We start from the raw sequence: 12,379 nt of genomic DNA on the forward strand, positions 1-12,379 counted from the left end.
GCAGTTGCGGGGCGCCGGCTTTAGACTCTCTGCCATCCGGGGGGAATGAAGCAAGGTCTGTCATGGAAGTCGAACAGCAGGGTCGACGGCCGCCGCACGCATCTGATCGGGATTCGCGTCCCGACAACACCGTGTGGGCGCAGCGCGCTCGTCGACTGATCGAAGAAACGCATGCGCTCTGCGCCAGCTGGCTGGAGACGCCGCTGCGCCAGTGCTTCGTCGAGGCGGAGCAGCGGCTGTACGCGCAGGCGGAGCGTTCGCGCAACCCGGTCGAGCAGCAGCAATGCCTGTATTCGCGCCAGTTGCTGCAGCAGCAGCGCGCCGTGATGGAACGTCGTTTCCTGGATGGCGTGCGCCAGCACTTCAGTGGCGTGGGCACCGTGCACGAAGTCGAAGTGCCACACGCCGACCTGCCCCGCCGCCCGCTTGAGTTGCTTGATCCGACCGAGCACGAACAGACCGTGGCGCTCGACAAGGTGGTGGCACGCGGTGAAGCGCGTCACGGCACCGCGTTGTTCGAGCTGGGCTACCGCTACGCCGTGCTGGCCGGCCAGCCGCCGCTGGAAGGCGACAAGCTGCCGCTGGGGCCGCAGGCGCTGGCCGGAGCGTTCCGCGATGCGCTGAGCGGATCGGACCTGCCGGTCGAACATCGCCTGCTGCTGTTGCAGAGCTTCGACATGACCGTGGTGCAGGGTCTGTCGACCTTGTACGAGACGGTCAACGAACACCTGCGCGCCGACGGCATCCTGCCGCAGCTGCGCGCCTTTCCCACTACGCCGCGCGCACAGGTGGAACGACTGCCGCGCCCGGGTGCCAGCGACAACCCGCCGGCGCCTTTCAATCGCCCGGCCGAAGCAGCCGCGACGCCAGCCAATGCAGCCGCACCGCGCAGCGACAACATCGCCGTGCTCGACAACCTGCGCGAAATGCTTGCGCAGCATCGTGCCGGCCAGGGCGCGCTGAACTACCAGGGCAGCGGACGTTCGGCCACCCCACAGGAACTCCAGCTCGCGCTCGACGCGCTGCAGCTGCATGTGAGCGACGTGGCCGACCAGGCCCGCCGCGAACTGCTCAGCGCGCAGGCACTGCGCGACGAATTGCTGACCCAGCTCAACACCGGCCGCCCGGAAGGCAGCGCGCCGATGCACCTGACCGACGAGCAGGGCGACACGGTGGAGCTGGTCGCCATGCTGTTCGAGCAGTTGGACCGACAGGTGCACCACGAGAGCAACGCGCACTCGCTGCTCGGCGACCTGCAGCTGCCGTTGCTGCGCATGGCGGTGGCCGACCAGGGCTTCTTCAATCAGCGCGAACACCCTGCGCGCAAGCTGCTCGGCCTGGTCGCCGAAGCCGCCAACGACTGGCTGGACGGCCCCGAAGGCGACGTCGACCGCTCGCTGGAAGCGAAGATCAACCAGTTGGTGGACCGCGCGCGTCGCGAGCCACCCAGCACCGGTCTCTACACCAGCCTGCTGGCCGACATCGAACATCACCTGGGCCTGCTCAACCGCAAGGCGCAGATCGCCGAGCGTCGCCAGGTGGAAGCGATGCAGGGCCGCGAAAGGCTCGAACAGGCGCGCCATCGCGCCGCCGAGCTGATGACGGAACGCTTCGAGAAATGCAATCCGCGCGGCTTGCTGCGCACACTGCTGGAACGCGCCTGGTCCGACGTGCTCGCGCTTACTTTGCTGCGTCACGGTGAGGACAGCGAAGCGTTTTCGCATCGTCTGCGCATCACCGATCAGCTGCTGAGCCAGCAGCCCGTGGCCGATCGCAACCTGCTGCAGGCCGAGGTGGAATCGGGTCTGCAGCAGATCGGCATGCATGCCGATGAAGCGGTACAGGTCGCGCAGCGCCTGCTCGGCATTTCACCGGGCGCGTCCACCACCAGCGAGGCGGCGACCACCACCGAACTCGCGCTCAAGCTCAAGCAGCGCCAGCGGCTGGGCGAACACGCCAGCGCGGAGACCGCTGCACCCGCACCTGCTCTCGCCACGCCGACCCCGCCGCCGTCACCCGAATCGCCGGAGCGCCGCATCCGCCAGCGACTGCGCCAATTGCCGTTCGGCAGCTGGTTCGAATTCATCGATCCGAACAACGGCGGCATCACCCAGCGCAAGCTGGCATGGTATTCGCCGGTCACCGGCAACTGCCTGTTCGTGACGCGCCGCGGCCTGCGCAGCCAGGAAATGACCCTGGAACAACTCGCCCACGAAATGGCCTGCGGCCGCGTGCGCGAGATGCCGCCGGTGAAAGAGAACCTGCTCGACCGCGCCTGGCATGCCCTCACCAGCCACCTGCGCCAGATCACCAGCAACCACACTTCTGCACCACGCCCGGGAGCATCGATGTGAGCGAGAACATTGCCTCCATCGACCAGCGCCGCGCCCTGCGCAAACGCGCCAACTTCACCGCCGTGGTCACCGACGTGATCACACGCCAGCCCATCGGCCACCTGGGCAACCTCTCCGCCAACGGCATGCTGTTGATCAGCACGCACCCGCCACGCAGCGAGGCGATCTACCAGGTAAGCCTGTCGCTACCCGGCCTGGGCAGCTCGCCGCAGAGCATCGAGGTGGGCATCCAGGAGCAATGGCACGAGGCGGCAGCCAGCCCCGGCCAGGTGTGGTCGGGCTATCGCATCGTGGCGATCGACGATGCGGATGCGGCGATGCTGGATGCGTGGCTGGAGCAGCCGGAGAGGGTTTAGCTGGTTGCTTTCTCTCGCTGGTGGCTGCTTTTGCTTCTGGCGCGTCGTTCCGGCGTGGGCAGGGCGCGCTTTTTTTCGAAAGCCGAGTGGCTGGTCATCCAGTAGACGTATCGCTCTGTTGCCGCGATACCGCGACCGGGCCGCTTACGCAGCGGGCGTTTCGACTGCCTGCCGGCAGCCGAGTCACTTTTCTCTTGCTGGCCCAAGAGAAAAGTAACCCAAAGAGAATGGCCTCAAGAGCTGGCAGCATCGTGTTGAATCCAAGCACGAACGCTCGAGGCGCGTCCCACCGGATCTCCATGGGAGGGTACCCCAGGGGTACTTCCAAGCGCGGCGCAACGCGCCCGAATCGCTGAGGACTTAAAGCGGAGCTCGCTTCGCATCGCCCTTCGCTTGTACGCGATGTACCGCACTTCTCCCTCTCCCCACCGGGGAGAGGGCCGGGGTGAGGGGCGGGTGCTCGCTGGAACCTGTGTGCTTTCTGTGGGAGCGCACTTGTGCGCGACAGCCACGCTGGGATGTACCGCTCCGTCGGCTTGTCGCGCACAAGCGCTCCCACAGTAGCCCTGCAGCTCTCGCTCTTAGCTCCGGCTCTTGGCTCTTGGCTCTTGGCTCTTGGCTCTTGGCTCTTGGCTCTTGGCTCTTGGCTCTTGGCTCTCAGGGGTCCCCGTATGACGCGGCGGGTGGGTGGAGGAAAGCCCGCAGGGTGGCCCGCAGGGATGCGGGCCAGTTTTTCGCCAGGGCAGGATGCCCTGTCGAAAAACCCCGCAACCCACCCGCGCACCTGGAGGGCCGCTAGGCCCGGAAGGCGCGTCATCCGGGGGGCCCTTCTCTTTGGTTGGCGGTGTCAATCTAGAAGTGCATCATCGATCGCTTGGGCGAGGTCATCGCGCCCCAGCGCACGCATGAACATCTCCGCCGGACAGTGGTAGTCGAGGGTGGCCCGCGGTCGCAGATTCATCTCCCGCGCAATCGCATCGAGTTTGCGTTGGCTATGCACCGACAGGTCGGTGCCTTTGGGTAGGTACTGGCGCAGTAAACCGTTGGTGTTCTCGCAGATGCCGCGCTGCCAGGGACTGTGTGGATCGGCGAAGTAAATCGCCAGCCCCGTGCGTTTGGAGAGGGTCTTGTACAGCGCCATCTCCTTGCCCTGGTCGTAGGTCAGCGTTTGACGCAGCGTCGCCGGTAACGGACCGAACGCCCGGCTGAAGCCCTTGAGCGCATCCTCGGCCGCGCACCCTTCCATCTTCACCAGTTTCAGGAACAACGTGCGCCGATCCACCAGTACGCCCACCGACGACTGATTGCGCGCGCCTTTGAGGAAGTCGCCTTCCCAATGGCCCGGCAACAAGCGTTCATTGGCCTCCGGCGGGCGATCATGAATACTCGGCAGATCGTGCATGCGGCCACGCCGATTGGCGCCTTGGCCGCGTGGGCGACGCGCGCACTTGTGCTGGCGCAACAGCGCCACCAGCCCTCGCCGCAGTTCGCCGCGCGGAGCGGCATAGATCGCGGTGTAAATCGTCTCGTGGGACACGTGCTTGGCCGGTTCCTCAGGATGCTGTCGGCGCAGTGTGCGGCTCACCTCTTGCGGTGACCAGCGGCGAGCCAACAGGTAGCGCACCAGACGCCACAAGGCACTCTCACGATGCAACTTACGCGGCCGACGCGCCTGATGGGCCAAGCGTCGGGCCCGATGGCCGGCACGACAAGCGTCATAGCCGAGCGTCGGGCGCCCCAGACGAGGGCTGCCCGACGGCTCGCGGTACCCGTTACGCGCCAGCTCCCGTGAGATCGTGCTGGGCGACCGGCCTAGCAGTATCGCCAGCTGCCGGGCGCTGTCCCCGCGTGCCTTGCCCACCATGATCGCGCCTCGCTCTTCGGCGCTTAGATGGTTGTAGTGCTGACCCATGCATCACCTCCCAAAGGGCGTTGCACTTGATATTAGAGACTGCCGTTACTTTCTCTTGGGCAAGCAAGAGAAAGTAACCCGGCCTCCGGCAGGAGGACGGAAGCCCGCGGCAGGCGAGCCAGATCGCGTCAAAATGACAACCGAGCGATACGGAAACTGGATCCCGGCCTGCGCCGGGATGACGAGCTAGGGCGCACGTGGGCCAGCCCCACCCAAAACTAGCGATACCCGCCCCACCGCGCGATCATGTCCCTTTCCCTCTCGCCCGGTGCCACCCACCCGGCGCAGCCGCCCCGGAGCCGCCATGCAAGACCGCCTCGCCCCGCTCTACTCCCAACACCTGGCCACACTGCGCGAACGCGCCGACAAGGCACTCGCCCTGGGCAACTTCGATCACCTGGTGATCGCGTCGGGCACGCCGCTGCGCAAGTTTCTCGACGACCAGGACTATCCCTTCGTCGCCAACCCGCATTTCCGCCACTGGCTGCCGCTCAACATCCCAGGCAGCTGGATTGTCTACACGCCGGGCCACAAACCGAAGCTGATCTTCCTGCAGCCCAAGGATTACTGGCATGTCGTGCCCGCCGCGCCGAGCGGCTATTGGGTCGAGCATTTCGACATCGAAATCGTGCGCGACGCCACCGATGCCGTGGCGCTGCTGCCCAACGCCAGCACCCGCCGCGCCATCATCGGCCCCGAATGCCCCGCTGTGCCCGGCGCCGAAGCGAACAACCCACAGGCCGTGCTCGACTACCTGCACTGGCATCGCTCGTACAAGACGCCCTACGAACTGGAACTGATGCGCGAAGCCAGCCGCGTCGGCACGCGCGCCCACCGGGCCGCCGAGCAGGCGTTCCGTGCGGGCGAAAGCGAAATCGGCATCCATATGGCGTACCTCGCTGCCGCCGACCAGATCGACGCCGAACTGCCTTATGCCAGCATCGTGGCGCTCAACGAACACGGCGCCGTGCTTCACTACACCCATTTCGATCGCAAAGCGCCGGCGCAAAGCCGCTCGTTCCTGATCGATGCCGGTGGCAGCGCTGCCGGTTATGCCAGCGATATCACGCGTACCTACGCCGCCAAGGGTCACGCCGAATTCCAGGCACTGATCGACAGCGTCGACGCCGCGCAACGAGGTTTCGCGGGGAAGGTGCGCGCGGGCCAAAGCTATCCCGACTTGCACATCCACGCGCACCACGTGCTAGCTGAGGTGCTGCGCGAACACGGCATCATCCGCATGAGCGCGGAAAGTGCGGTGAGCTCCGGCGTCACCTCCGCGTTCTTCCCTCATGGCCTTGGCCATCCCATAGGTTTGCAGGTGCATGACGTGGCCGGCTTCCAGGCATCCGAAACCGGCGGCACCATCGCGCGGCCGCAAGGTCATCCCTACCTGCGCATGACGCGCGTGCTGGAGCCGGGCATGGTGGTGACGATCGAGCCGGGCCTGTACTTCATCGACATGCTGCTGGAGGAGGTGCGCGCCAAACCGGTTTCCAGCGAGATCGACTGGGCGCGCGTGGAACGTCTACGCCCCTATGGCGGCATTCGCATCGAAGACGATGTGGTGTGCACCGACGGCGAGCCCGAGAACCTCACCCGCGATGCCTTTGCGCTGATCGGCTGAACACGTATGGCCCGCCGCGCGATGGCGGGCGGGCCATAGGTAAAAACACCTACACCCTAATGCCCGGGAAATGCTGCGGCATTTCAGCCCGCGCGGCCACGCGCCGCTGCGTCAACCCTCCGCACGACAACTTCACGCCGGTTGCGTATGCTCGCCCCAAGGTACAGCTAGGGGCTTGCTGCATGTCCATGCCGTCCGCCGAACCGGTCATGCCGGTGTCGGCTCCCGTTGACCTGCCAAAACCACCGCTGCGTCGCCTGGCGCGCAAGCTGATCCTGTTGGTGCTCGCCAAGATCGTTTTCATCTCGCTGGTCTGGTGGGCGGTTGCCGCCTATTACGAGCGCCCCGATACCCGTCCCGCCGCGATCGAGCATCTGCTCGCGCCGGCGCCTTCCTCTTCCTCACCGCAAGCAGGCAACCCATGATCATCGATCCCGAGGTCGTCACGCTCTCACGCCTGCAGTTCGCGCTGACTGCGCTCTATCACTTCCTGTTCGTACCGCTCACGCTCGGCATCGTGTGGATCCTGGCCATCATGGAGGCCGTCTACGTGATGACCGGACGCGAAGTCTGGAAGCGCATGGTGCAGTTCTGGGGCGTGCTGTTCGGCATCAATTTCGCCATGGGCGTCGCCACCGGCGTCACCATGGAATTCCAGTTCGGCATGAACTGGGCGTATTACGCGCATTACGTCGGCGATGTGTTCGGCACGCCGCTGGCCATCGAAGGACTGATGGCGTTCTTCCTCGAAGCGACACTGGTGGGCCTGTTCTTCATGGGCTGGAACCGCATGTCGCGCATCGCGCACCTGCTGACGACCTGGTTCCTGGCGTTGGGCACCAATCTTTCCGCGCTGTGGATTCTGATCGCCAACGGCTGGATGCAGAATCCGGTCGGTTCGGCCTTCAACGCGCAGACCATGCGCATGGAAGTCACCTCGTTCTCGGAGGTGATGTTCAATCCGGTGGCACAGGCGAAGTTCGTGCATACGGTGAGCGCCGGCTACGTGATCGGTTCGATGTTCGTGCTGTCGATCAGCGCCTGGTATCTGCTGCGCGGCCGCAACACCGATTTCGCCAAGCGCTCGATGACGGTGGCCGCGAGCTTCGGCCTGGCCGCTGCGCTTTCCGTGGTCGTGCTGGGCGACGAATCGGGTTACGCGGTTTCCGAAAACCAGAAGATGAAGATGGCCGCCATCGAGGCCATGTGGGAAACCGAACCGGCGCCAGCCTCGTTCACGCTGTTTGGCCTTCCGGACGTGGAGAACCACACCACCCACTATGCCCTGCGCATTCCGTGGGTGATGGGCCTGATCGGCACGCGCTCGATCGACCAACCCATTCCGGGCATTTCCAATCTGGTGGAGGACGCCAAGGGCCGCATCCACACCGGCCTGCAGGCGTACGACGCCATGCTGGTATTGCGCGAGGACAAGGACAACGCCCAGGCCAAGGCCATCCTCGCCGCGCACGACAAGGACATGGGTTACGCCCTGCTGCTCAAGCGCTTCATGGACGATCCGCGCAAGGCAACGCCGGCGGATATCCAGAAAGCAGCGGACAGCACGATTCCCAACGTGCCCGTGCTGTTCTGGTCGTTCCGCATCATGGTGGCTTGCGGCTTCTACTTCATCCTGCTGTTTTCCGTGATGTTCTGGCAGGCGAGCAAGCGCCAGCTCGACAAGCGCCGCTGGCTGCTCAAGGTGGCGTTGTGGAGCCTGCCGCTACCGTGGATCTCCACCGAACTGGGCTGGATCGTGGCCGAATATGGGCGCCAACCGTGGGCGATCGAAGGTGTGCTGCCAACCGCGCTGGGCGTGTCCAGCGTGACGGCAGGACAGGTATGGACCTCGCTGGGCGGCTTCGTGCTGTTCTACAGCGTGCTGGCGATCATCGACGCCGTGCTGATGGTGAAGTACGCCAAGAAGGGGCCCGACGGCCTGGGCCTGTGGCCACCGTCCGAACCCGTGCCGCCCCTGACCAACGTTGCCGCCCACGCAGGCGCCTGAGGAGAACGTCATGTTCGACTATGAAACGCTACGCGTGATCTGGTGGGCCTTGCTCGGCGTGTTGCTGATCGGCTTCGCCATCATGGACGGCTTCGACTTCGGCGTTGCCGCGCTGCTGCGCGTGCTGGGCAAGACCGAGGACGAACGGCTGGTGATGCTGGAAACCATCGAGCCCACCTGGGAAGGCAACCAGGTGTGGTTCGTGCTGGGCGGTGGCGCGGCATTCGCGGCATGGCCGCAGCTGTATGCCGTGTCGTTCTCGGGCATGTACCTGGCGATCTTCCTGGTGCTGCTGGCCCTGATCCTGCGACCGGTCGGCTTCAACTTTCGCGGCAAGGTGCACGATCCGCGCTGGCGTAGCTTGTGGGACGGCGTGCTCACCGCGTCGGGCATCGTGGTGATGCTGATTTCCGGGGTGGCCTTCGGCAACCTGTTCCTCGGCGCGCCGTTCCAGTTCGACAACGACCTGCGCATGACCTGGCACGGCAGCTTCTTCGAGTTGCTGCATCCGTTCGCGCTGGTGGCCGGTCTCGTCTCGCTGACCATGCTGCTGGCGCACGGCGCGTGTTGGGCCGCCTACAAGGCTGACCACATAGTTGCCGATCGTGCGGTGCACGTGGCGCGCTGGACCACGCTGGCTTATGTGGTGGTTTACGTCGCGGCCGGCATCTGGCTCGCCTACGGCGTGGCGGGCTACGCGATCGTGGGACCGGTGGTCACCGATGGCGTGTCCAATCCGTTGTACAAGCAGGTCGCGCATGGCAGCAGCTGGTTCGCCAGTTACCTGGAACATCCCTCGTTCTGGCTTGCGCCCGTGCTCGCTTTCGCTGGCGCCATCGGCGTGCAGCTCACCGTGGGCAAGAAGGGGCTGGGCGGTTTCCTGTGCAGCAGCCTGATGGTGGCGGGCACGATACTTTCCGCGGGTTTCGCGCTGTTTCCGTTCCTGCTGCCTTCGCGACTGGATCCGCGTTCCAGCCTTACCGTGTGGGACGCATCGTCCAGCAAGGGCACCTTGGGCCTGATGTTGGCGATGACGCTGATCTTCATGCCGCTCATCATCATCTACACCAGCTGGGTGTACCGCGTGGTTCGCGGACGCGTGACGCTGGATCACGTGCGCGACTCCGGCCACACCTACTAACCGAGAGAGGACGACACCATGTGGTATTTCTCCTGGATGCTCGGCCTCGGCCTTGCCTGCGCCTTCGGCATCCTCAATGCGATGTGGTACGAGGTGCACGCGGACGATGAAGCGCATGAGCGCAAGGAGCCGCGCCCGGCCGGGAAGTAAGCCGTTGGATTCTTGTGTGGGAGCGCACCCTGTGCGCGACTGCCTCAGCGCTTCGGCAGTCGCGCACAGGGTGCGCTCCCACAGGGTTGGGCTGGTCAGCGCGAAGCGAGCAACGCTTCGATCTCGTCCGCATCCTTGGGCACGTCGCTGGTCAGCACTTCATGGCCATCCTTCACCACGGCCACATCGTCCTCGATGCGGATGCCGATGCCGCGCCAGCGCTCGGCCACGGTGAAGTCTCCCGGCGGCACGTAGATGCCCGGTTCCACCGTCACCACCATGCCCGGCTCGAGCAGGCGGGGTTCGCCGTCGACCCGGTAGTCGCCCACGTCGTGCACGTCCAGGCCCAGCCAGTGGCCGGTCTTGACCGGGAAAAAGCGCTTGTAGCTGCCTTCGGCGATGGCCTCGTCCGCCGAACCCTTGATCAGGCCAAGCGCACAGAGGCCTTCGGTGATCACGTGCACAGCCGCCTCGTGGGCCGCGTTGAAAGCGCGGCCCGGCAGCACCTCGTCGATCGCCGCCTGTTGCGCCGCCAGCACCACTTCGTACAGCGCCCGCTGTTCGCGGCTGTAGCGCCCGCTCACCGGAAACGTGCGCGTGATGTCGGACGCATAGCAGTCCACTTCCGCGCCCGCATCCACCAGCAACAGATCGCCGTCGCGCAACACCGCGCGGTTCGCCGTGTAGTGCATCACGCAGGCGTTGGTGCCGCTGGCGACGATCGGCGGAAACGCGGAAACGGCTCCGTGCCGACGCATCACGCGCAGGATTTCCGCCTCGACCTCGTATTCATGCCGGCCGGCGATGGCCGCCTGCATGGCGGCGCGATGTGCCTCGGCGGCAATCGATGCCGACGAGCGCATCAACTTCAGCTCGCCGCGCGATTTGTACAGGCGCAGATCGTGCAGCAGATGGCCCAGCGCCACGAATTCCTTCGGCACCACGCCGCCACCGCGCAACTGGCGCAGGCGGCGCATCCAGCCCAGCAGGCGGGCGTCGAATTCCGGCTCGCGGCCGAAATGGCAGTACACCCGCGCCCTGCCCTCGATCATGCCGGGCAGGATGTCGTCGATATCGTCGATGGGAAACGCGTCGTCCATGCCGTGTTCGCTCACGGCGCGCTCGGCGCCGATGGACTCGCCATGCCAGCGCTCGTGTTCCGCGTCGCGCTCACGGCAGAACAGCACCGCCTCGCCGTGCTTGCGACCCGGCAGCAGCGCCAGCACCGCCTCGGGCTCGGGAAAGCCCGACAGGTAGTGCAGATCCGAGTCCTGCCGGTAAGGCCAGTTGGCATCCGCATTGCGTACCCGCTCGGGCGCGGCGGCGATCAGCAGCACCGCGTCCTCGCCCGCCATGCGCATCAACTGGCGTCGACGGCGGGCGTATTCCTCGGCCGACATGGTCAATGCACGGTGTCGCTGCTTGGGCCGCGCTTGGAGCATTCGGCGAACAGCAGCATCGCGCCGAGACGCACGAATTCGTGCACTTCGATCAGCGAATCCTCGTCTTCGGATTCGTCGCCGAATTCGAACGACGAGGCGGCGATGGTGCCCAGGTCCTTGAGAATTTCCTGCGCCTCTTCGGACAACTTGGCGTGCGTTTCGGCACCGGCCAGGCCGAAGCCGCCGAGGAAACCGCGACACCAGTCGACCAGGGCGTCGGCGCGTTCGGCCAGCGGGCGATCGTCGGCCGGCAGCATCGGCTCGAAGCCCAGCTCCGGATCGGCCAGCTCGGCCTGGGTTTGTTTCAGCAAGCGGTCCAGTACCGCCTGGTCGCCGGCCGAGGGCGTGGCGGCCTCGGCGTCCAGATGCAGGGCTTCGACCAGCGACTGCCGACCGACGCGGCCGCCTCCGGCCAGGAAACCGCATAGCGAGCCATGCAGGCCGCTGGCATCTTCGGCCAGCTGGAGACGGGCGGCAGCGGCGTCCAGTTCGTCGTAGCCGATCAGCTCGTTCGCAGTCATGGCGTGGCTCCTTTCAAGACAAGCGGGCAGTTTAATGCACTGGTTCGCGAAACGTAGGCGAGCCTGCTGCGTTGGGCATACCTCCTGTTATAGTTCTGGCCCATGAGCGCGTCCGATTCCGTCAAGCCCGATCCCGTCAAGCACGAACTTGCAGCCCTCGGCGAGCAGGTCGATCGACTGCTGGACGCGGTGCGCCGTCTCAGCGAAGAAAACCGCAGCCTGCGTCACAGCCAGGAACAACTGGCGAGCGAACGGGCCGGCCTGATGGCACGCAACGAACAGGCGCGCAGCCGTGTCGAAGCAATGATCCAGCGACTGAAGGCGCTCGAGAACAATGGCTGAGAGCAGCGTGGATACCAACGCCAATGTGCCGGTCGCCCTGCGACTGGTCGATCGCGAGTTCTTGATCGCCTGCGCGCCGGAAGAGCGCGAGGGCCTGCTGGAATCGGCCGCCTTCCTCGACCGCAAGATGCGCGAATTGCGTGCCAACGCCAAGGCGCCGGGCTTCGACCGGCTGGCCGTATTGGCGGCGATCAGCGTCACGCACGAGTTCCTGGCGCTGCGCAAGCAGCACACCGGCTCTGATCAGAGCGTGACTGACGGTATTACTGCACTGCGTCGCAAGCTTGAAGCGGCACTCGACGCCCACATAAAATAGTCACGGCGTTATCTGCGGTGTGCGCCAGCACACTCTTACATTTGCCTTGTTCCTAAATACGGCCCCGGGTCGGCTTTTCATCGGTTGTTGTGCATGTCCGCCGCGTGCGGAAAGCCTCGAGACCATGTCGCCCTCCCACCTGATCCATCGTGGATCAAGGTCGTTCGGTGGGCAGCGGCATCGCGGTTAACGCCACCTATTCCGAACTTG

The 12,379-nt window shown here is 65.3% G+C and carries 12 protein-coding genes and 1 other RNA gene; 10 read left to right on the plus strand and 3 right to left on the minus strand.

The features are described from left to right. Positions 1 to 62 precede the first annotated feature (62 nt). Complete coding sequence (locus ACN9MB_RS19365) at positions 63 to 2,354, plus strand: DUF1631 family protein (RefSeq protein ID WP_426269952.1); 2,292 nt, start codon at positions 63 to 65, stop codon at positions 2,352 to 2,354. Continuing rightward, positions 2,351 to 2,710: a PilZ domain-containing protein gene (locus ACN9MB_RS19370; protein WP_338031026.1), complete on the plus strand. Its 360-nt coding sequence runs from the start codon at positions 2,351 to 2,353 to the stop codon at positions 2,708 to 2,710. Before ACN9MB_RS19365 ends, ACN9MB_RS19370 begins: the two co-directional genes overlap by 4 nt. An 847-nt stretch (positions 2,711 to 3,557) precedes the next feature. Here ACN9MB_RS19370 and ACN9MB_RS19375 read toward each other — a convergent pair. Further along, entirely contained in the window at positions 3,558 to 4,622 is a 1,065-nt protein-coding gene (locus tag ACN9MB_RS19375) for an IS30 family transposase (protein ID WP_426269953.1), read from the minus strand. Positions 4,623 to 4,926: 304 nt separating this feature from the next. Between ACN9MB_RS19375 and pepQ the strand changes: the two genes are divergently transcribed. The 5 genes from pepQ to cydX all read left to right on the plus strand — a co-directional run bounded on the left by pepQ (position 4,927) and on the right by cydX (position 9,548). Then, the gene (pepQ, locus tag ACN9MB_RS19380) at positions 4,927 to 6,249 is read left to right on the plus strand and encodes a Xaa-Pro dipeptidase (protein WP_426269954.1); all 1,323 of its coding nucleotides are present in this window, start codon (positions 4,927 to 4,929) and stop codon (positions 6,247 to 6,249) included. A gap of 182 nt (positions 6,250 to 6,431) precedes the next feature. Continuing rightward, on the plus strand, positions 6,432 to 6,674 hold the full coding sequence (locus ACN9MB_RS19385) for a hypothetical protein (RefSeq protein WP_204637286.1): 243 nt from the start codon (positions 6,432 to 6,434) through the stop codon (positions 6,672 to 6,674). Then, positions 6,674 to 8,257 carry a cytochrome ubiquinol oxidase subunit I gene (locus tag ACN9MB_RS19390; RefSeq protein ID WP_426271950.1) on the plus strand — a complete coding sequence of 528 codons (1,584 nt, stop codon included), beginning with the start codon at positions 6,674 to 6,676 and terminating at the stop codon, positions 8,255 to 8,257. The genes ACN9MB_RS19385 and ACN9MB_RS19390 overlap by 1 nt, the downstream gene beginning before the upstream one ends. Positions 8,258 to 8,267: 10 nt before the next feature. After that, the gene (gene cydB / locus ACN9MB_RS19395; protein WP_426269955.1) at positions 8,268 to 9,398 is read left to right on the plus strand and encodes a cytochrome d ubiquinol oxidase subunit II; all 1,131 of its coding nucleotides are present in this window, start codon (positions 8,268 to 8,270) and stop codon (positions 9,396 to 9,398) included. Between the two features lie 18 nt (positions 9,399 to 9,416). Beyond that, positions 9,417 to 9,548, plus strand: a complete 132-nt coding sequence (gene cydX, locus ACN9MB_RS19400) for a cytochrome bd-I oxidase subunit CydX (RefSeq protein ID WP_204637289.1) — start codon at positions 9,417 to 9,419, stop codon at positions 9,546 to 9,548. A 95-nt stretch (positions 9,549 to 9,643) separates the two neighbouring features. Here cydX and ACN9MB_RS19405 read toward each other — a convergent pair whose 3' ends face one another. Beyond that, entirely contained in the window at positions 9,644 to 10,948 is a 1,305-nt protein-coding gene (locus ACN9MB_RS19405; RefSeq protein WP_426269956.1) for an aminopeptidase P N-terminal domain-containing protein, read from the minus strand. Positions 10,949 to 10,950: 2 nt separating this feature from the next. After that, positions 10,951 to 11,511: a UPF0149 family protein gene (locus ACN9MB_RS19410; RefSeq protein ID WP_204637291.1), complete on the minus strand. Its 561-nt coding sequence runs from the start codon at positions 11,509 to 11,511 to the stop codon at positions 10,951 to 10,953. A 102-nt stretch (positions 11,512 to 11,613) separates the two neighbouring features. On the opposite strand from ACN9MB_RS19410, the gene ACN9MB_RS19415 reads away from it, so the two are divergent. The 3 genes from ACN9MB_RS19415 (at position 11,614) to ssrS (ending at position 12,362) form a co-directional block, all read left to right on the plus strand. Next, on the plus strand, positions 11,614 to 11,853 hold the full coding sequence (locus ACN9MB_RS19415) for a TIGR02449 family protein (protein ID WP_204637292.1): 240 nt from the start codon (positions 11,614 to 11,616) through the stop codon (positions 11,851 to 11,853). Then, positions 11,846 to 12,169, plus strand: a complete 324-nt coding sequence (locus ACN9MB_RS19420; protein ID WP_204637293.1) for a cell division protein ZapA — start codon at positions 11,846 to 11,848, stop codon at positions 12,167 to 12,169. The genes ACN9MB_RS19415 and ACN9MB_RS19420 overlap by 8 nt, the downstream gene beginning before the upstream one ends. Before the next feature lie 6 nt (positions 12,170 to 12,175). Continuing rightward, positions 12,176 to 12,362, plus strand: a non-coding RNA gene (ssrS, locus tag ACN9MB_RS19425) — 6S RNA. The last annotated feature ends 17 nt before the right edge of the window (positions 12,363 to 12,379 follow it).

The sequence above is a fragment of the Dyella kyungheensis genome (assembly GCF_049913195.1).
GTDB lineage: Bacteria > Pseudomonadota > Gammaproteobacteria > Xanthomonadales > Rhodanobacteraceae > Dyella > Dyella kyungheensis.